The sequence below is a fragment of the Acinetobacter sp. AOR12_HL genome, from assembly GCF_027855275.1.
Classification (GTDB): domain Bacteria; phylum Pseudomonadota; class Gammaproteobacteria; order Pseudomonadales; family Moraxellaceae; genus Acinetobacter; species Acinetobacter baumannii.
The window spans coordinates 16,607-36,489 of record NZ_JAKTIJ010000008.1; the positions used below are offsets into that span (position 1 = coordinate 16,607).

General features: G+C 39.5%; 18 protein-coding genes. 17 read left to right on the top strand and 1 reads right to left on the bottom strand.

Translation table 11 applies throughout. The features are described 5' to 3' along the window. The first annotated feature begins 50 nt into the window (after positions 1-50). The 14 genes from MKL36_RS02710 to MKL36_RS02775 all read left to right on the top strand — a co-directional run bounded on the left by MKL36_RS02710 (position 51) and on the right by MKL36_RS02775 (position 16,198). Positions 51-854 carry a sulfite exporter TauE/SafE family protein gene (locus MKL36_RS02710; protein WP_021510687.1) on the top strand — a complete coding sequence of 268 codons (804 nt, stop codon included), beginning with the start codon at positions 51-53 and terminating at the stop codon, positions 852-854. Positions 855-1,035: 181 nt separating this feature from the next. Further along, complete coding sequence (locus MKL36_RS02715; protein ID WP_021510686.1) at positions 1,036-1,920, top strand: phosphoribosyltransferase family protein; 885 nt, start codon at positions 1,036-1,038, stop codon at positions 1,918-1,920. Positions 1,921-1,931: 11 nt separating this feature from the next. Next, entirely contained in the window at positions 1,932-3,425 is a 1,494-nt protein-coding gene (locus MKL36_RS02720) for a nicotinate phosphoribosyltransferase (RefSeq protein ID WP_021510685.1), read from the top strand. Positions 3,426-3,485: 60 nt separating this feature from the next. Further along, on the top strand, positions 3,486-4,253 hold the full coding sequence (ntrR, locus tag MKL36_RS02725; protein WP_021510684.1) for an ADPR responsive transcriptional repressor NtrR: 768 nt from the start codon (positions 3,486-3,488) through the stop codon (positions 4,251-4,253). Between the two features lie 73 nt (positions 4,254-4,326). Further along, positions 4,327-5,721 carry a methylenetetrahydrofolate reductase C-terminal domain-containing protein gene (locus MKL36_RS02730; protein WP_021510683.1) on the top strand — a complete coding sequence of 465 codons (1,395 nt, stop codon included), beginning with the start codon at positions 4,327-4,329 and terminating at the stop codon, positions 5,719-5,721. 167 nt (positions 5,722-5,888) lie between these two features. After that, positions 5,889-6,011, top strand: a complete 123-nt coding sequence (locus MKL36_RS02735) for a hypothetical protein (RefSeq protein ID WP_000737386.1) — start codon at positions 5,889-5,891, stop codon at positions 6,009-6,011. A 759-nt stretch (positions 6,012-6,770) separates the two neighbouring features. Beyond that, positions 6,771-7,832 (top strand): HlyD family secretion protein, encoded by a 1,062-nt coding sequence (locus MKL36_RS02740; protein ID WP_021510682.1) that lies wholly within the window; start codon positions 6,771-6,773, stop codon positions 7,830-7,832. Positions 7,833-7,856: 24 nt separating this feature from the next. Beyond that, complete coding sequence (locus MKL36_RS02745) at positions 7,857-9,404, top strand: DHA2 family efflux MFS transporter permease subunit (RefSeq protein ID WP_021510681.1); 1,548 nt, start codon at positions 7,857-7,859, stop codon at positions 9,402-9,404. 187 nt (positions 9,405-9,591) lie between these two features. Further along, entirely contained in the window at positions 9,592-10,380 is a 789-nt protein-coding gene (locus MKL36_RS02750) for a hypothetical protein (RefSeq protein WP_075874782.1), read from the top strand. Further along, complete coding sequence (locus MKL36_RS02755) at positions 10,377-11,963, top strand: GH3 family domain-containing protein (protein ID WP_021510680.1); 1,587 nt, start codon at positions 10,377-10,379, stop codon at positions 11,961-11,963. Before MKL36_RS02750 ends, MKL36_RS02755 begins: the two co-directional genes overlap by 4 nt. Beyond that, positions 11,960-13,288 carry a TolC family protein gene (locus MKL36_RS02760; RefSeq protein WP_021510679.1) on the top strand — a complete coding sequence of 443 codons (1,329 nt, stop codon included), beginning with the start codon at positions 11,960-11,962 and terminating at the stop codon, positions 13,286-13,288. Before MKL36_RS02755 ends, MKL36_RS02760 begins: the two co-directional genes overlap by 4 nt. Next, complete coding sequence (locus MKL36_RS02765; RefSeq protein ID WP_021510678.1) at positions 13,281-14,444, top strand: hypothetical protein; 1,164 nt, start codon at positions 13,281-13,283, stop codon at positions 14,442-14,444. The genes MKL36_RS02760 and MKL36_RS02765 overlap by 8 nt, the downstream gene beginning before the upstream one ends. A gap of 126 nt (positions 14,445-14,570) precedes the next feature. Further along, positions 14,571-15,542 carry a 5'/3'-nucleotidase SurE gene (gene surE / locus MKL36_RS02770; RefSeq protein WP_086374105.1) on the top strand — a complete coding sequence of 324 codons (972 nt, stop codon included), beginning with the start codon at positions 14,571-14,573 and terminating at the stop codon, positions 15,540-15,542. 11 nt (positions 15,543-15,553) lie between these two features. Continuing rightward, the gene (locus MKL36_RS02775; RefSeq protein ID WP_021510676.1) at positions 15,554-16,198 is read left to right on the top strand and encodes a hypothetical protein; all 645 of its coding nucleotides are present in this window, start codon (positions 15,554-15,556) and stop codon (positions 16,196-16,198) included. A 34-nt stretch (positions 16,199-16,232) separates the two neighbouring features. On the opposite strand, the gene MKL36_RS02780 is transcribed toward MKL36_RS02775, so the two are convergent. Continuing rightward, positions 16,233-16,673, bottom strand: a complete 441-nt coding sequence (locus tag MKL36_RS02780) for an HD domain-containing protein (RefSeq protein ID WP_086374106.1) — start codon at positions 16,671-16,673, stop codon at positions 16,233-16,235. Between the two features lie 295 nt (positions 16,674-16,968). On the opposite strand from MKL36_RS02780, the gene MKL36_RS02785 reads away from it, so the two are divergent. From MKL36_RS02785 to MKL36_RS02795, 3 genes are all read left to right on the top strand, one after another. Then, positions 16,969-18,300, top strand: coding sequence for a type II toxin-antitoxin system HipA family toxin (locus MKL36_RS02785; RefSeq protein ID WP_021510674.1), 1,332 nt, complete (start codon positions 16,969-16,971; stop codon positions 18,298-18,300). Further along, positions 18,297-18,605 carry a helix-turn-helix domain-containing protein gene (locus MKL36_RS02790; protein WP_001101308.1) on the top strand — a complete coding sequence of 103 codons (309 nt, stop codon included), beginning with the start codon at positions 18,297-18,299 and terminating at the stop codon, positions 18,603-18,605. The genes MKL36_RS02785 and MKL36_RS02790 overlap by 4 nt, the downstream gene beginning before the upstream one ends. Positions 18,606-19,333: 728 nt before the next feature. Then, on the top strand, positions 19,334-19,882 hold the full coding sequence (locus MKL36_RS02795) for a TetR/AcrR family transcriptional regulator (RefSeq protein ID WP_021510673.1): 549 nt from the start codon (positions 19,334-19,336) through the stop codon (positions 19,880-19,882). Position 19,883 lies beyond the last annotated feature (1 nt).

Here is a 19,883-nt window from a genome sequence, read left to right on the forward strand (position 1 = left end):
GCCATAGAGCTATTTTATATCATGCCTCTATAAACGTGAGGAAGATGATGATGCTATATGAGCTATTTTTATTTGGACTACTTTCAGGCATAACCACTTGGTTATTTGGTTTTGGCGGCGGTTTTGTGGCTGTACCTTTGCTTTATACAGTCATTATTCAAAAGTGGAGTAATGAAAGTAATATCGGCATACATGCCATGCAAATCGCCGTAGCTACATCAGCTTTTGTCATGCTCTGCTCGGCAAGTTTTGCAACCTTTCGGCACTATCGTTCTGGACATATAGATTGGCAAAAAATCCGCTTTTTAGGGGGTGGTATTGCACATGGTGGAATTGTCGGTGCGGTAATGGCCTCATTGTTTAATGGAAATTGGCTTCGCTGGATATTTATGGGCTATGTGTTCATAACCATTCTAGATTGTTATTACCGACCAGGGTTTATAGTGACCTCAAGGCAAAAGCAACACTATGGTCAAAACAGTGAACTCATTAAAGGGGGCATTATTGGTTGGGTTGCAGCACTTTTAGGTGTTGGAGGAAGTGTAATGACGGTTCCTTTATTACGGCGGCGGGGCAGTTCTATGGCAGAGGCTGCCGCTATTGCAAATATTCTCACGCTGCCTTTGTCTTTAACTGCAACGCTGACCTATTGCGTATTGTCACTTTGGCAATCTACACCCAACGGATTTATCGGTCTCATCTGGTTTGAAGCTGCTTTATTCTTGGTTGCTGGAACATGGATTGGGCTATATTTTTCAGAAAAATTTATTTCAAAACTACCTGATTTATGGCGGGCAAAGTTATATCCGCTACTTTTAATAATAGTTCTACTCGTCATGCTTTTTGTAAATTAAATTTTTATTTCAATTAATTGAAGAATCATCTCTCTTAAATATCGAATTTCTAAATGCTCTAAAACTGCAAATTTTATGTCTTAAAGGGCTTTGAAAAAAGTTTAAAAATTAGACTTGAAATATATAGTGGCTTTGTGCCACTATATATTCATCGAAGGTCATCAGACAAAAAGAGGATGATATGGCTATCCAGCTTTTAGATGCGGCAAGAAATGAGATTCCAGTGAAATTTACGCAGTTTTCTGGTGGAGAGCGTCATGTTCAAATTGATGAGACAACCTTAGGTTCACTATCTGGCAGAGTACTCGTTCGCGCAAAGATGGCCTCAAGTCATGATGTGATGGACTATTTGTTACTTGAAAATATATTGCTGACTCAGGGTTTAACCATTGACCTAGAAGTTCCGTATTTTCCATACGCCCGTCAGGACCGTATTTGTGCAGTAGGCCAAGCGTTTTCGCTTGATGTGATGACCAAGTTACTCAACATCAATGATGACAAAAAGGCGGGCAAACAAGGCAAGATCACTGTTTGGGACTGCCATAGTGAAGTAACGACAGCATTACTTGCTGCCAATACTTCTTTTAGTGAAGTTGTAAACATCAGTTCAGTAGACATCATCGCAAAGAGTGAAGCGCTAAGCACACTGTTAAAAGATGAAAAAACAGTACTGATTTGCCCAGACAAAGGCGCAAAAGCACGCACACAAATGGTTGCAGACGCTTTTAATCTGGAGCGCAAACTACCAATCACTATTGTTCAGTGTGATAAAAAACGTGACCCAGTAACTGGCAAAATTTTAGGTACGCATGTACATGCGACTGATTTATCAGGCCTAACAGCGGTCATTACCGATGATATTTGTGACGGCGGTGCAACCTTTATTGGTATTGCCAAAGAACTACGTCGTCTCAATTGCACTAAGGTCGTTCTATATGTGACCCACGGTATTTTTAGTAAAGGAATAGAGGTTTTTGATGGGCTGCTTGACCAGCTATTTACCTCGGACAGCTTTCCACAACAACCATCAGACAAAATTTCAGTAATTGCTTTTGCAGCAGAATAAAGAGAACAAAGATGACGATTAAACTTAATCCATTAAACGCTATCGATTTTTATAAAGCGGATCACAGACGTCAGTATCCAGCAGGTACAGAGTACGTGTACGCAAACTTTACACCGCGTTCATCTCGACTTGCTAAAATGTTGCCTGACTTTGACGATAAAGTTGTGTTCTTTGGTCTTCAGGGTTTTATCAAACACTTTTTAATCGATACATGGAATGAAGGCTTTTTCAAACAGCCTAAAGACAAGGTAGTGGCTGCTTATAAACGCCGTATGGATACTTCACTAGGTGAAGGTGCTGTACCAGTCGATCACATTGAAGCATTACACGACTTGGGCTATTTACCATTACGCATTAAAGCTTTGCCAGAAGGCAGCCGCGTCAATATGCGTGTACCCGTGCTCACCGTTATTAATACCGACCCGCGTTTCTTTTGGTTAACGAATTATATTGAAACGGTGTTAAGTGCTGAGCTTTGGAAAAGCTGTACAACCGCCACTATTGCTTATGAGTACAAACGTTTATTAACTCAATATGCTGTAAAAACTGGCGCACCGCTTGATTTTGTACCTGTGCAAGGGCACGATTTTAGTAGCCGTGGCATGAGTGGAATTTATGATGCAGCTCAGTCTGGTGTGGGCCACTTAACCAGTTTTATTGGAACAGACTCGGTTGCTTCAATTGACTACGCGGAAGAATATTACAATGCCACAGGTGTGATTGGTGTATCTGTACCAGCGACCGAACACAGTGTGATGTGTATGGGTACAGAAGACAGTGAGCTAGAAACATTTAAACGTTTAATTTGCGAGCTTTATCCGTCTGGTGTTGTCAGCATCGTGTCTGATACTTGGGACTTTTGGCGAGTCATTACAGAATTTACAGTAGCGTTAAAACCTGAAATTCTGGCAAGACAACCCAATGCTTTAGGTTTGGCTAAATTGGTTTTCCGTCCAGACTCTGGTGACCCAGTTAAAATTATTTGTGGTGACCCAGACGCCGAAGTCGGCAGCCCAGCATATAAAGGCGCAGTTGAATGTTTATGGGAAGTGTTTGGTGGTACAACAACTGACCAAGGTTATAAAGTACTAAATGAGCGTGTCGGTTTAATTTATGGTGACTCGATTACTCTAGACCGTGCACAGCGTATTTTAGAAGGGTTAGAAGCCAAAGGTTTTGCTTCAAACAACTTGGTGTTTGGTATAGGCAGCTTTACCTATAACTATTTAACTCGTGATACCTTTGGGTTTGCTGTAAAAGCGACTTGGGGACAGGTGAATGGTGTAGGCCGCGAGCTGTTTAAAGACCCCATTACTGATTCAGGCGTTAAAAAATCTGCGAAAGGTCTGTTACGCATTGAAGAAAGTGAAAATGGCTTTACTTTGTTTGATGAGCAAACAGCCGAACAAGAACAAGGTGGAGCACTTAAAACCGTCTTTGAAAATGGTAAACTTCAATATGAGTGTACTTTGGATCAAATACGTGAGCGTTTATCCATCGCATAACTGAGTTTAGATGAGCCGTTGCATGAGTATCGGCTCATCATTTTCACTGAGAGACTGAACGTGACTATTCAAACTGAACAAGAATTCCTTGCCAGTTATGATCGCCGAGATTATGACGCACCTTTACTCACTGTAGATATGGCTATTTTCTCGGTATTTAATGGTCAGTTGCAGGTATTACTCATTAAGCGACCAAACTTTCCAGCGAAAGACCAATGGGCTTTACCCGGCGGTTTTGCCGATTTAAAGCACGATCAAGATTTGATGGCTACGGCTTATCGTAAGCTGGTCGAAAAAACAGGAATTAGTTCACCTTACTTGGAACAAGTTGCTTCTATCGGTAACGCGAAACGTGACCCGCGTGGCTGGGCAGTAACCATTTTGTATTTTGCATTAATCGATTTTAATGCCTATCAACACCAAGCTTTGGCTGAGTACAGCGAATGGGTGCCTGTAGCAAAAGCACAAGATTTAGCATTGGCGTTTGATCATAATGAATTGCTCAGCTTAGCTTTAGAGCGTTTAACCAATAAAACTCGCTATACCGCTTTGCCAGCTAGTCTCATGCCCGAGTTATTTACACTGACCGAGCTACAGACTATTTATGAAATTATTCTTGGGCAATCTTTAGATAAAAAAGCGTTTAGACGCCGTATGATAGAAGCAGGCGCAGTTGAAGAAACCAGCCACAGTAAAATTGTAGGCAAACGACCAGCTCAGCTTTACCGCTATGCACTCGATTCTTTTGATTTTATATTTCCTCGTTCACTCGAATTACCTAGAAATAAAGAGGGTGAAGGCAAGCAAAACAATGAGCTTTCTGACTAGCGCATCTTAATGCACTTTTGATTTATAATGCCGCGCTTATGATTGATGTCATGTTTTGATAAGCGCTTTGCCTATGTCACACGTTTCTCCCTGCTTCCAGCAAAACCAGTTTTTTGTGTTGGTGGAGTATCTCACTTCACTACATGAAATTTATCCTGTAAGACATGAGTTTGCAGGATATCCAGCTGCAATGACATTGGCAGATCGTGTACATTCAGATCATGATATCGCGCCGCTGGAAGCCAGCAAAAGTTATCCTGACTCAATAGAGAAAGTCTTACACTTTTCAGGTAAGGCCCGAGACATACAAGATTTTGAACGCTTTTTAGAACAAGCCAAGTCTGTCAATATTCAAAACTTGTTATTGCTTACAGGCGACAAACTTAAAGAGCATCATAATGGACGAGATGGGCAGCCTCGTAGTCGTTACCTAGAGTCGGTAAACGCCGTAATGGCAGCTAAGCAACATGGTGGTTTTCGTATTGGGGTTGCTTTTAATCCGTTTAAATATGTCGAAGCTGAGCGTGATGCACAGTATTTAAAACTGCATAAGAAGATTAAAGCAGGTGCTGACTTTATCATTACCCAATTGGGCTATGACATTGGAGCCTTAAAGCAAGCCAAATCATTTTTAACCAAGCATAATTATTCGCAGCAAATACTGGCTTGTGTGATGCCTCTGACTTTAGGCCGTGCCAATTTTATGGTGAAGCATAAAGTCGCAGGTATTGTGATTACTCCACACATGCTAAAAGTCTTGGCAGGGGAAAAACAGGCAGGGCATACAGACCGTATTTATTTGCGCTGCGCTTTACAGATTTTAATATGTAAACACTTAGGATTTGCGGGTATTCATTTATCTGCTTGTCATAAGCCAGAAGAGCAAGTGCTGCTTGAAAGTTACATCGAGCAATACAGACATCTTAACCTTAAGGCCTTAGAAGAGCTTTGGAGTTCACTTTGGCAAGTCAAGACAGGCAAAGAGTTTTCACCTGAAATTACGCATTTTTCATGTCAGCCAACATCTAAACAATTAATTAAATATCGTCAGCTACATGTTATGCATGAAGCAATGTTTGGATCAAAAATTGCAAAAGGCGTCGGACGTTTTATTTTCAAAGCATCTTTTTGGGAAAACGCTTTGATCGCCAAACTCTTACTTAAAACGGAAGTACTGAGTAAACATAGCCTAGTGGGATGTGAAAGCTGTGGTCAGTGCCGCTTAGGCGACACTTTATATATTTGCCCTGAAACATGTCCAAAAGGCTTAGCCAATGGTCCTTGCGGTGGAACAACTTTAGACCGCTGTGAATTTGGTGATCGTGAATGTATTCATTCAGTCAAAGCAAGACTAGCCAAAGCGGTTAAACAAACCGAAATATTAAGAGAGAAACTGATCCCAACGGTGCCTCTTGAAACGAGAGGAACCAGTTCTTGGAAAAACTGGTATTTAGCGACTGAGGCTTAAGTTTTGTATTAACCCTTGATTTGAACTTGTTAAACAATCAAATGATAGGCTAAAGAACAGCAATAATTTAAAAATAACAATTAGTTGCCTTAATTATGTCCAGTCAAAATGGCTACCGAGGAGTATACTTAAAGCAAATCTTTTGCGTTAAAAGAAAGGCTGTCTCAATGAAAAAGTTGGTTGCTGTACTTACTGTAATTGTTGTTTTAACTGGATGTGTTTATGACCCTGTTAATTACGACAAAATACACGACCAAGAGTTCCAAGATCACCTCAGGCAAAACGGTTAGCAATAAAAAAGCCCACTCAATGAGTGGGTTTTATTTGGAATAACTTTAGAAGAACTTTGTAAGGATTTAAATCAATAAACAAAACCTCCTAAATCACTATTTTTAAAGGTTTGTTCACCTTTTAATAGTAGGTTTAAACTTATTTGTAAGATTGTTTTATCTAAAAATAATAAGCTATTTTACTTATTGTAATAGCTTATTTATTAAACAATCATTACTTATAAGATCAAATATTCTGTCAGTTTTACTGTTGTTAATTTAAAGAAATATAATATTTATAACTTATATATCTTATTCGTATAACTATAACAATTTAGATTGTTAACCAATTTTGGAATTACATATTATTTTAATTAATAATACTTAAATATTACATAATTAAACTTATATTTAATAATACTGCAATAAAAGAAGGTTATTTAATAACTTTGAAAAACTATGTCAAATATATGAAATTTGATTATAAAACAATAACTTGTATTTGGATTTTTAAAGTAGATTTATATCGAAAATTTAGACAAATTCGAATTACATAATTTTTAAACATAGTTTATATAATATGATTAATTGACATAAATAGAAAAAATATATGTCAAAGAGGTCAATGATATTTAATTCACTTAAGAACCATAATTTGCACCAAATTTTACGCTGTAACGATTCATTGAATAAAACCAAGTGAAAAGTTACGTAAAAAAGAAACCAATAATTTTATTGGCTTAAATAAAAAATCGAATATTACAAATAAGCGGAATGATTATGGATAACGTAGCTCAGCTAGAAACTGATACTAATTTCCAAAGCCGAAAGAAAATAACTTGGGGTGTTTTTAGTGTCCTGCTGTTATTTTTAGTTGCTGGCATCTTATATTATTTTTTTGTATACCGATTTTATCAATCTACTGATAATGCTTATGTACAAGCCGATGTCACTTGGGTGATGCCAAAGATTTCAGGCGAAGTAATGGAGTTATTAATTAACGATAATCAGTTTGTAAAAAAAGGGGAAACTTTAGCGGTATTAGACCATCGTGACTACCAAGCTCGTTATGACCAAGCCCGTTCTGTGGTCAGCTTAAAAGAAGCAGCGCTTGGTGTACAACAACAAAATGAAAAGTCTGCCAAGTCTTCAATTATTGAAGCAAATAGTGGTGTAGTGGCAGCGCAAGCAGACCTAGCGCGTTTGAAAAAAGAGTTCGAGCGTTATCAAGATCTATTAAAAGATGGCGTAATTACCCGACAAAATTTTGAAGGGATCCAGTCTCAATATTTAACCGCTCAGGCACAGCTCAGCAAAGCGCAAGCCGCCGTAAATGCAGCAGAAGCTCAGTTGGGGAGTTTACAAGCGAGTCGAGCGCAGCTTTTAGCAGATATTCAAAGTGCCCATGCAAATTTAAACCTGTATCAAGTCGATTTGGCTTCATCAAAAGTGGTTAGTCCTGTAAGCGGTAAAATCGGTAGTCTGGCAATTCAAAAAGGCTCACGTGTTTCTCCACAAACCCGCTTAATGGCGATCATTCCTGAAAATAGTTTGTATGTACAGGCGAACTTCAAAGAAACTCAAATTGAAAAAATGCATATTGGTCAGAAAGTTAAATTAAAACTTGATGCCTATCCGAGCCTCAACTTTACCGGAAAAATTGAAAGCTTTTCACCAGCTTCAGGTGCGACTTTCTCACTTATGCCACCAGACAATGCCACAGGCAACTTTAACAAGGTTGTACAGCGTATTCCTGTACGTATTGCTATAGATTCAAGCCCACATGTTGATTTGATAAAACCTGGAATGTCGGTGAATGCCACCGTTGACCTAAGAACTTAATAATAAAATTTTAGGTAATCATAGATGAATAAGCATGTTGAAGCCGAGTGGAGGTTTCCCGCAAAAACTGCATGGGCAATTTTTGCTGCCATGATTTTTGGCAACTTCATGGCGATTCTTGATATTCAGATCGTGGCAAGTTCTCTAAACGAAGTTCAAGCTGGTATGAGTGCAAGCCGTTATGAAGTCACTTGGGTACAAACGGTTTATTTAATTGCCGAGATTATTGCGATTCCAATGTCGAGTATTGTCTCGCGAGTGCTTTCAACACGGGTGTATTACACCATGTGTGCAATCGGCTTTACGGTCAGTTCTTTACTTTGTGCTTTGTCATGGAACTTGGAAAGTTTACTGGTGTTCCGTGGCATTCAAGGCTTTATGGGCGGCGGCATGATTCCGACTTCCATGACCGCATTGTACTTACTGTTTCCAGAAGCAAAACGCTCTTTGCCTTTGGTCATGTTTGGCATGATCAGTACTTTAGGTCCAGCCATTGGCCCAACCATTGGCGGTTGGCTCACCAATAACTTTTCGTGGCACTGGATGTTCCTGATCAATATTATTCCGGGCATTATCATTGCTACGGTCATCTACTCAGGTCCAAATATTGACCGTGCCAACTATTCACTCATCAAAAGCATGGACTGGTTTAGCCTCGTTGGTATGGCGATGTTTTTGGGTGGGCTTGAATATTTCCTTGATGAAGGTGCACGGCATGACTGGCTTGCAGACACAGGCGTTCGGATTGCTTTTATGGTCTGCGTTGTAGGCGGCATGATTTTCTTCTCTCGAAGTTTTACCCAGCCTAAGCCTTTGCTCGATTTATCGGTATTTAAAAATAAAAACTTTACCCTAAGTGCTATTACAACGTTTGTGATTGGTATGGCGCTGTATGGCTTGGGTTACATGATTCCTGTCTTTCTTGGACAAGTCCGTGAAATGAACAGTAGCCAAATTGGTCACGTCATGATGGTGACAGGTATTGTCATGTTCTGCTTTGCACCGTTTCTTGCGTGGCTCATTCCCAATTTTGATACGCGCAAAACTGTATTTGTCGGAATGATTCTGGCGGGCTTTGGTGTCTGGCTCAATTCACATTTGAGCATTCATAGTGATTATGACTTTATGTTTTGGCCGCAAATTTACCGTGGTATTGGCCTCATGATTTGCCTGATTGTGGTCTCGCATTTGGCTATGAGTACATTGCCACTCAGTAAAGTTGCCGATGCCAGCGGTATTTATAACCTGATGCGTAATATCGGCGGCGCAGTGGGGTTAGCACTTATCAATTCATCCTTAGATTGGCTCACTGCAATGCATGTTACCCAGATTAATCAGTCGATGACACCGCAAAACTGGATATTTACAGAACGGCTTGACCAGCTTACGGCGCAATATCAGGAAGTTGGTACAAATGCCCAGCAAATCGCACTGAGTGTGATTTATCGTGACATTCACTTTCAAGCACTGACATTAAGTTTCAATGACTTATTACGCATGCTCTCAATCATTATGTTTGTGACCGCCTTTTTAACCATATTTATGGATCGGGGGAAGAAAATGAATATGTAGCGATTTAGAAATAAAAGGCAGCTTTCAAAGAATGAAAACAATAGGGCATATCAAAACATATCCCTTCATAGAAAAAGAACATTGATATGAGTTTCGAATATCGTTGTACGAGATAGGGGAACTCACAGATCTGGATGTGGGAGATTAAAGTATTATGATTAATACAACATATAAACTGATTTCAAAATTGAACCTGAAAAACGCAACTTATGGGCAATATTTTGAAAAAGAGCAAATCGATACTGAACGATTAAAAGTGATGTATTCCATTTACGAGCAGTATTATGAAAATACCAGATTTTCTATTTTCGTAGATGATTTTAAAAATAAAAGCGGTGCGATCTTAATTTTTGACTCAGAAACAGATGAGATTGTCGGTTTCTCGACGGTAGTTGTGCAGCATTTCTACTTAAACGGTAAAGACTACACTGTGCTCTTTAGTGGTGATACGGTCATTTTGAAAAAGTTTTGGGGCACGCGTACATTGCAAAGTACCATGCTCAAACTCATGATCAAGCTTCGAATTAAATATCCTTTTAATGAACTTTATTGGCTTCTCATTTCTAAAGGCTATAAGACTTATCTCTTACTTGCCAATAACTATTATGTGTATTACCCAAACATTAAAGATGAAAACCAACATCTTTCGGAAGTTGTTGAACATTACTGTGAAAAATTCTTTGGCGAATACTACGACAAAGAAGCCGGCTTACTCAACTTTGGCGATGATTATCAACCATTAAAAGGCGAAGTCGCACCGATTACTGCCGAAATGAGAGAAAAGAACCCAAATATTCATTTCTTTGAACAGAAAAATCCAACTTGGAGAGCCGGTACAGAACTGCCATGTATTGGTCGACTTGGTTGGAAAGATATTGCCCGTTTCCCTGTAAAACTGATGACTAAACCGACAAGCAAAGGAAAATTTGAAGCGCAGTTAAGCCATAAAACAAAACGTAGAGAGGCTATCCAATGAAATCTAATCAATGGTTGACTCTCGGTTCGCATCTTATTTTAAAAAAATGGTGTGATGCATCTGACCGTAACTTCCAAAAACAGTTTAATGCTCTAGAGACCACACAACGTCAAATTTTGCATTCGATTTTACAGACCTCTACTTTGGCTAAAGATAAACAGATTCAAAACTATGAGCAGTTTGTAAAAGCATTTCCTGCAACTCGCTATAGTGCTTGGCGAGAAGACATTCAGCGCTACCGTGAACAAAAGCTTTCACTCTCGAGCAGTAAACTGGTTCGTTTCCAGCCGACCAGTGGTTCGAGTGAACAAATCAAGTTTATTCCATACACGAAGCTGTTTTTAGATGAACTTGACCATGCAATTGCACCGTGGATGGCAAGTTTATACCGCAAATGCCCACAGTTGAGTTCGGGTACACATTATTGGTCTGTGTCATGGTTGCCTGAAAGTCAGCGTGAAGTTTTAAAAGACAAAAATCTAAATGATGACAGTGCGCTACTCGGTATAGGTAAGCGAATTTTATCTAAGTTTACCCAAGCAGTTCCAAGTAACGTTGCATTTGCGGCCAATGCTGATGATGCACTGTTTGCCACCATTTGTTATTTGGTCGCAAACCGTAACTTAGCCATGATTTCGGTGTGGAGTCCAACGTTTGCTTTGCAATTACTTGAACGTTTAGAGGCATTGCAAAAAGACGTGATTGAGGTGCTTAACAGTGGCAAATGGGGCAACCGTCAGGCTTCCTTAAAAGAAGTGACGGCACCGCATAGCCCTGAAAGTGCTCAAGCCTTAATTGCAAGTTCAAACGGCGAACAGATCGACTTTAAAAAGCTCTGGCCAAAGTTAAGTTTGGTGTCGAGTTGGGATACCGCAGGTTCAAAAGCTTGGGCCGAAAAATTAAAAGAGAAATTGGCCAATGTTCAGTTTGAAGGTAAAGGCTTATGGGCGACGGAAGGTGTAGTGACTATTCCCTACAATGACCAATACCCATTGGCTTACCAAAGTCACTTCTATGAATTTGAATATTTAGAAGGTGAAAAACAAGGTCAAATCGTTCCTTCATGGCAGCTTAAACAAGGTGACGTGGTCAGCCCGCTGATTACTTCGGGTAATGGCTTACTGCGTTACTGTCTGGATGACTGTTTAAAAGTGACTGGCTTTATAGAGCAAATTCCGTGTTTTGAGTTCCAAGGCCGCCGTTTTGGTGTAGATCTGGTCGGTGAGAAGTTAGCACCTGAAACTGCTCAACAATTGTTGTCTCAGTTAAACGAAACGGAATCGAAAGCGATTTCTTTACTGGCGATTGATACCCAACAACAAGTAAAACCATTTTATTGCGTACTTTTTGAAGGCGACATTCATCACAGTATTAACAATGAATATATCGACAGTATCTTACGTCAAAACTTCCATTATGAACTTGCACGAAACTTGGGACAGCTCGATCAACCTCAAATTCGCCAAGCCAATAATGGTTGGAATGCGTACAAGAAGCTAGTCATGTTTGATGGCATTATCGAAGGCAATATCAAGCCTGAGCCACTCAAGAAAGTCACCCTGAATAGTTTGGAACAACTATGAAAGGGATGAAGCCATTTAATACGCGGTTTTTAACACTTCGACACGTCTTATATCTAGGCGTGTTGTTGGTGTCGAATACACATGCTATGACTTTAGATGAAGCTTTGTCAGCTAGTTTAAGGCATGAAAGCCAGCTTGAAGTGAGCCGTTTAAGTGTGAACCAGTCCACCGCTATGCTTGAACAGGCCAAGCAACGTGATGGACTCAAAGTTAATTTAGTCGGGCAACTTGACTATGAAAGAATAAATACGCCTTCACACGTCTTGTTTCCAACCGAAGGAAACCGTAAAGGCCGAAGTTTGCAATTGCAGGCAGATTATCCGATTTATACCTCTGGACGGCACCGTTTAGGGATAGATATTGCCGAAAGTCAGCTTTCTGCCCAGCACCAAGGCTTATCAGACCAGAGATCGGAAACCATTTTAAATACCGTGATGGTCTATACCGATGTATTAAAGAAGAAAGCCATTTTAGAGCTTAGACAAAAGACTATGGCAAATCTGCAACGGTCTTTATATGAATCAAAGCGCCGTTTTGATGTCGGTATGATTACCCGTGCAGACTTGGCTCAGGTTTTAGCTCAAGTCGCACAAGGTCAAGCCGATATTACACAGGCGCAATCTAACTTGACCGTAAGCGAAGCACAGTTTTATCAAGTGACAGGTACAACACCTGACAACCTTGTTCCAATCAATCAATTACCTACTATTCCAGCTAACCTAGATGAAATATTGGCTAAAACCAAGAACCACCCGGCGTTAATGCGGGCTAAATATGAAAAGCAAGCCGCCGAAAAACAATATGCTTTAACCAAACGAGAACTCTGGCCAACGGTTATGCTGACCAGCCGTGCCGGAAAGCAAGATGAAGCGAGCTATATTGGCTCTGAAAGTAATAACTATATGGTTGGGGTGCAGCTCAATGTACCGCTTTATGACGATGGCTTAAATCGGGCCAACGTCAGAAAAGCACAGGCCGATATTGATTTGGCTACGCAAAAAATTCGAAGTCTTGAGCTAGACTTGAACAAGCGTACCCGTACCACCTATGCGCAGCTTCAAACCATTCGACAAAATAAAGATGCATTGGCAAATGCCATAGAGGCAGCGTCTATTGCTTTTGTCTATACCCGTAAAGAGTTCGATGTCGGCACCAAAACCACCTTTGATTTGCTCAATACCGAGCAAAAGCTACTCGATGCCCAAACCCAAAAAACCGTGAATGATCAAGACGAAGTGGTGTTTGTCTATCAGCTACTCGACCAAATGGGACGTTTAAACAATTTGGTTCCTATGCAGACCGCACAACAGGTGAATAATGAATAAAACAAATCCACCACTTACTGATAATACGCTTATTACCCGTGAAGCGACTTTGGCAGATGACAAGGCTTTACGAGAGTTAATTGCGGTACCGATGACCACCAAAGGTATACAAATCAGCTTTCAGCGTGAACCGAGTTATTTTAAGGCGTCCGACATCGTCTATCGGCATAAACTACATGTCGTGATTGAAGATACCGAGAGCCAAAAGAAAGTGGCCTGTTATAGTAATGGTTATCGTCCGTGTTATATCAATCGGAACATTCAAAACTTACGCTATGCTGGAGATTTACGGGTAGATCACAGCTATCGGGGTAAATCACTGGTGAAGGTCTTAGGCAAGCATGTGAAAGATACCATGCATGAACCGAACTTTAGCCAAATGATTATTTTTGATGATAACCACGCGGCGCGTGCTGCTATACAAACAGGCAAAACGGGAATGCCCGATTATTATGATGAAGGGCTTATAGAGACACTCAGTCTGACGAGCACTGGCGCAAAACGAAAAATCACGGCATTTCTAAAGCAGAATTCTCAGCAGAGTAACCTTCAAGAGATTCGTAGCTGTGTCGCTGAAGCTCAGCATGTACCAGCCATGAACCAGTTTATTAGCGACATGGCAGAATACTATAACTTTATTCCAGCCTATAACTTTGAAGAACTTGCCCAAGGTCATCAGTACTTTTCAGGCATAAAACTTTCAGACTTTTCACTTTACTTTAAAGGTGAAAAACTGGTGGGCATGTTTGGCTTATGGGATCAGCACAGTATTAAACAAACCAAGATTCTAAATTACAGCTCGGCCATAGCTGTGCTTAGACCCGTCTATAACTTATTAACGCCAATTACCAAAGGCATGCGTTTGCCTAAGCTGGGTGATTCAATTCAGTACCATGTGCTACATACGCTTATGTGCCATCCCGAAGATTTGGCTTTACACCATAAAATGCTCGAAGATGCCTATAACAAGTCAAAACAGCAGGGCGTTGGTGTGGTGAGTTTTACACTTTCACATAAAGACCCGCGATATCAGTTAAACCAGTTTTATAAAGGTGAACGTTTAACGGGTATGCATGGTTTTATTAGCTTTGAAGGTGACCCTCGGCCAAGTTTTGATAAAAAGCTGATTCCATACTTAGAGGTTGGACGTATTTAACTTAAAACTTGAAGTAATTTTAATGAAGCCCACGAAAGTGGGTTTTTGATATATTTATACTTAGTCACTAAACATACATATACCACCACTACCATACAAACCGAAATTTAATAACATGGTAGTTAAGTGATGAAAAAGAGTTTATTGGGCGGCCTTATTCTGTCTTTGTGTACGACTCCAGCTTTTGCATTAAATATTTTATTGGTTAACGATGACGGCCTAACCAGCAATATCAAAGCACTTTATGACGAATTAAAAGCAAATGGGCATAACGTGGTTGTGTCTGTACCGTGTTCACCACAAAGTGGTCGTGGTGGTGCAATTGTGATGTACAGCTCAACAACGATTACTGCGGATAACGATAAGCAAATTGCGGCTGAAAACGGTTGTCACAATGGCGCAGCACCCATTGGTGCACCTGCGGCTGGAACTTTTACCAAAGCGGGTTATACCAATGGCGACTGGAATTACACGCATGGCACACCAGTCATGGCAACAGTTTATGGACTAGACGTGGTTGCATCAAAACGCTGGGGTAAAGCACCAGACCTAGTTTTATCTGGCCCGAATGAAGGCCAAAATGTCGGAAAAGTCGTTGTACACTCTGGCACCATTGGCAATGTACAGTTTTCGGCAGGACGCGGGATTCCGTCTATTGCATTAAGCGCCGATACAAACACGGTAGATGACAAAACTTTAAACAACCCTAACTCTGCAATTGTGGCAAAGCAAACTGTAGTGTTATTAAAAGAATTACAAGCTAAGGCAGGCAAGGGCCAATTGTTGCCAAAAGGCATTACGCTAAATGTGAATTTTCCTAAAAATTTAACAACCAGCACGCCGTTTGCTTTTTCAAAGATTGGGACTTATGACTTATATAAATTGAAGTTCCAAGTGACCAAAGATAGTAAAGGCAACAATCAATTTGGCTTAGGAATCGATGCGGCACCATCGGCCCCAACTGCCGCTCAAATGTCGGATGAAAGCGCTGTAATGCAAAGTAAGATTGCTGTGACTGCAATGCAAGTGGCGTATGACCAACGACTAGCAGGTCAAGAATGGCTTAAAATCCGTTTAAAAAGCTTATTTAACAAGTAAGGAGAAAGACCATGAAACGTTGTTTATTGGTTTTATTCCTTGGGCTTGGATTGGCGGCTTGTAATGACAATGATCATGATGACCAAGTCTCGACTGAAAAACCTGCCTTAGCACCGAGCTTAGATGTCGGAACTTATATTATTAGTACCGAAACTGATCAAGAATTACCTATGGCAGGTAAATACTATTCTGGTGCAGATGGGACTAAATTATTGGTTTTAGATGATGACGAAAACCGCGCCAAGATTGTGATGAGCTATGATGCAAAAACAAAAGCTTGGCGAAGCAACCAGTCTAATCAAGCGATGACAGTCGAATTAGCGCATTATGAAAAAATTGCTGATCAAAAACTTTTGCTTAATCAACTGGTCGGCACCTACGATTTATCGTTTCCAGATGGAACGACGGTAAATGCCGAGGTGAATGCACAAGGTAAAATTGTTTCGAAAGACCCGAATTGTGTATTTACGGGTGTTATTACTGAAAGTGCATTAGCGAATACCGCAAACTATCAACTGACCGATAACAAGTGTGATGCGCTAAAAAATAATTCGAAAGGTTATGTTGTGGTAGATGAAGACTTAGAACCTATGAGTTTTAGACTTGTATCTGACACGGTTGCATCAAAAGATATTTGGGCATTTGCACAATCTTAAAAATAAAAAGGCAACGGATTTATTTCGTTGTCTTTTATCTCAACTTATCTTGCGCCGTTGAAACAATTAACATGGTTTGAAGGTAATAATCGACACGTGATTGATTACTTTCTTTATGTGAGTTGTGCGCATTAAAGGCTGCATCATGAAGTTTCACGACTCGAGCGATCGGATTTGAACTACAACGAATTAAATATTCTTCGCGTGTTTCAGTTTCTCGTTTAGTTAATGCATCAACCGCATCACGAACTTCTTTTCCAAATAAGCTTTCGATTTTGGCTAGGGTAAGAGGGGTGTCTTCAACACTATCGTGGAGAAGGGCTGTAATAATATAGACTTCTGAAAATCGGTGCTCAATTAATGAATTGACCACACCTTTAATATGGTAATCAAAGTAATCATGAGAACCATACTTTTGACCTTGATGAGATTGTTTTGACAATTTCTCTGCTAATTCAACTTTATTTTGAGTCATTTTTTGCTCTTATTACTTTAAGTATATGACATGGCCTAATGGGTGAGATGGGGCGCTTAAGTCATAATTTTATACTGGATAAGCTACTTTGTTGTGAATACTCTCGTTTGTTTGGTGAATCTCCAGAATGTAATATTCAACATATGAAAACGGATAAATAAATTATTGCTATCTATAAATATGAGATGCGCAAAAATTTGCTCACTTTTATCTAAAATAAATCAAATTGAGCAAATATATTCACAAAAACTTATTTTTATAGTATTTTTGAGAAAATAATTGCTCATTTGTACTAATGAAAAAATTAACGATACAGGCTTTACTAAATAAAAACTGGATAGATATAGCAGAACTAAAACTGCTGGAACCTAAGTTGGGTTCGGCTAGCGCCAGTGAACTAGAATATGAATTGGATTATGCAATTCAATATTTAGACAGACGAGATGAGCACGCCTGTAGTTTATCACTTCCTGTACAAATTCTTATCAAACACGAATCGGACACATGGTTTGGCTTTTTAGATGATATTGTTCCATCTGGCGCTGCACGCCGTTATTGGGTGAATTATCTAGATTTACAACGCTTAACCTATGCGGAACAAGAAAGTATTCTATTAGAAAAAGGTGGGATGGCACCTGTTGGTAATTTACGAATTAAAGAAGCATTGCCTCCACTAAACCCAGAGTCAACCTTGCACTTACGTTATTTTAGTAAGGAAGATGTGGCTGAGCGTAATATTGATTTTCTGGAATATGCTCAACAAATGGGAGCAATTAGTGGTGGTGCAACTGGTGCAGGCGGTGAAGCTCCCAAGTTGCTTATTCGTGTTTCACCGGAACAAAAAGTCTGGATTGATACCTACCAAGAACAATTTGATCAGCCAGATCAGCATTATTTAGTTAAATTTCCGCGAAATAAACGTAGCGAGATTGATTGCGATATTCTCAGAGCTGAATATTATTATTATCAGATACTCAATGAGTTAGGTTTCAACACAATTGAAACAACCCAAATGAAGCTCATTGAAGGTACAAAATATCCGTCATTGTGGCTTCCAAGATTCGATACAGAATGGTGTGATCAATATTGGCACCGCTATGGTCTAGAGTCTGTGTATTCTGTACTAAATAAGTCTTCTGGTAGTCATCTTAATCATTTCGAAGTCATTGAAGATCTATGTAGATTACTCACAAGCATTGACTCAGATTTTGATGTACCACAATTTGTTTGTGAGTGGTTACAACGAGATTTACTCAATATCATTTTTGGTAATTCAGATAACCATGGGCGTAATACATCGTTTATAAAAAAATCTGGAAAAATTTATCTTTCGCCTATTTATGACTTTGCACCTATGAAAGCCGATCCGGAAGTTGTGACCAGATCGACGACTTGGGGAAGTCCGTACGAGGAAGGTGGTGAATACCGGTGGGCGCAAATTACACAAAAACTTGCTCCTTGGTGCGATCCCGATTTATCTCTAGCGACATTAAGGACTTTGGCGAATAACCTGCTTGGCTTAAAGCAACGATTAGTTGATAAAGGTGTACCAAAACAAATTATTGAAATGCCAGCGCTGTCATTTGATTACATAGAAGCTAAATTGAAAAGATGGGAACTGCTATGAATGTAAAAAATCAACCCCAAGACCGTCAGCAGATTCTTATAGATTTATATAAACAATATTTGTTGAGTGAGATTACTTTGGGGCAATTGCTATCGTATTTACGCAAAAATGTGTTGGGTTTATCGCAAGAACAATATGCTAATTTGGTGGGTATAAGCCGTCGGACTTTAACGGACATTGAGCAGGATAAAGGTAAACTCACTCAGTCTGTGTTAGATAAAGTGTTTAAGCCACTTGGTTTAAAAGCAGGGCTTGTACCTACGCATGAACATATTGTTAGCAAAATTATAAAGCCAAACGAGTAAGAAACTATTTAAATGTTCACAAGGGAACGCTTGTGAACACTAAAATGATAATTTTTGAACCAATCTAATATATAAATTTTTGCAACTTTAAAATTTAACTTAATGATATAAAAGCAGATTGTAAATATTACTTAAGAATATCCTTAATTATGTAATTAAATGAAAAATAATAATTATTTAAATATTTTCTAGCCAATTTCACATTGACACTTCAAATATTGGAGATTACCATTTGCGGGCTGGCCTACATTGCCAGACGGTTGTCGCAGACCGTATTAAGACCGCATCAGGATTATTTCTTCTGAGGAATAGTTTTGTGCGTAAACTCCCAGTTCCCTCCCGTAGCGGTAGGACGGGAGAGGGACACCTGCGGGTGTGCTGGTTGTCGTACCAGTCTGCTAACCCTTTCTCGTTCTGCCACCATAAATCTTATGCTCTGGCAGAACTCCATAAATAAGGAGTTGGCTTTGCGCATCCATCATTTCTTGGTAACCCTTGCCAAAAGCTATAACAACACAGCTTAAAACATTTAACGCAGCTTGATCGCCGTAAGGCTTTTTCAGGCTTTAGCTCGTTATTATTTAAAACTTTCATCAACAACTAAAACTTGAGATGTGCTAGGCACAGTCTTTACGGCTTTGTTACGCCTTTTTTTCACCTTTAGAAAAGTGAAAGGCTTTTATATCTCATTTATATACAACAAAAATTTAATTTATAACGGTAAAAATATGCCAAATTTAACTCTCCCAACACGTGCATTAAAAGTTGTAAATACATCAATTGAGTTATTTCACCGCCGCGGTTTTCATATTGTGGGCGTCGATAGACTTGTAAAAGAATCCGAAATTACCAAAGCAACTTTTTATAACTACTTTCACTCTAAAGAACGGTTAATTGAAATCTGCATGATGGTGCAAAAAGAACGGCTGCAAGAAAAAGTGGTTGCTATGGTCGAATACGACCAAGACATAAGCACAATCGATAAACTCAAGAAACTCTATGTTTTACATACCGATGTAGACGGGCTGTATTACCTATTATTTAAAGCCATTTTTGAAATCAAAAATACCTACCCAAATGCATATATAACTGCCATAAGATATAGAACATGGTTAATGAATGAAATCTATAGCCAACTTAGAGTACTTAAACCCGATGCTTCCTTTACCGATGCCAAACTATTTTTATATATGATCGAAGGCGCCATTATTCAGTGTTTAAGTTCCGATGAAGTTGATGAAAGGGTGGTTGAGGTGTTTTTGAGGGGGATGGGGTGAA

Excerpts from the sequence above, each read along its gene's own strand:
- MKL36_RS02710 (WP_021510687.1), top strand. The coding sequence starts at position 51 with ATGCTATATGAGCTATTTTTATTTGGACTACTTTCAGGCATAACCACT.
- MKL36_RS02715 (WP_021510686.1), top strand. The coding sequence starts at position 1,036 with ATGGCTATCCAGCTTTTAGATGCGGCAAGAAATGAGATTCCAGTGAAA.
- MKL36_RS02720 (WP_021510685.1), top strand. The coding sequence starts at position 1,932 with ATGACGATTAAACTTAATCCATTAAACGCTATCGATTTTTATAAAGCG.
- MKL36_RS02730 (WP_021510683.1), top strand. The coding sequence starts at position 4,327 with ATGTCACACGTTTCTCCCTGCTTCCAGCAAAACCAGTTTTTTGTGTTG.
- MKL36_RS02735 (WP_000737386.1), top strand. The coding sequence starts at position 5,889 with ATGAAAAAGTTGGTTGCTGTACTTACTGTAATTGTTGTTTTAACTGGA.
- MKL36_RS02740 (WP_021510682.1), top strand. The coding sequence starts at position 6,771 with ATGGATAACGTAGCTCAGCTAGAAACTGATACTAATTTCCAAAGCCGA.
- MKL36_RS02745 (WP_021510681.1), top strand. The coding sequence starts at position 7,857 with ATGAATAAGCATGTTGAAGCCGAGTGGAGGTTTCCCGCAAAAACTGCA.
- MKL36_RS02755 (WP_021510680.1), top strand. The coding sequence starts at position 10,377 with ATGAAATCTAATCAATGGTTGACTCTCGGTTCGCATCTTATTTTAAAA.
- MKL36_RS02760 (WP_021510679.1), top strand. The coding sequence starts at position 11,960 with ATGAAAGGGATGAAGCCATTTAATACGCGGTTTTTAACACTTCGACAC.
- MKL36_RS02765 (WP_021510678.1), top strand. The coding sequence starts at position 13,281 with ATGAATAAAACAAATCCACCACTTACTGATAATACGCTTATTACCCGT.
- MKL36_RS02775 (WP_021510676.1), top strand. The coding sequence starts at position 15,554 with ATGAAACGTTGTTTATTGGTTTTATTCCTTGGGCTTGGATTGGCGGCT.
- MKL36_RS02780 (WP_086374106.1), bottom strand. The coding sequence starts at position 16,673 with ATGACTCAAAATAAAGTTGAATTAGCAGAGAAATTGTCAAAACAATCT.
- MKL36_RS02785 (WP_021510674.1), top strand. The coding sequence starts at position 16,969 with ATGAAAAAATTAACGATACAGGCTTTACTAAATAAAAACTGGATAGAT.
- MKL36_RS02790 (WP_001101308.1), top strand. The coding sequence starts at position 18,297 with ATGAATGTAAAAAATCAACCCCAAGACCGTCAGCAGATTCTTATAGAT.
- MKL36_RS02795 (WP_021510673.1), top strand. The coding sequence starts at position 19,334 with ATGCCAAATTTAACTCTCCCAACACGTGCATTAAAAGTTGTAAATACA.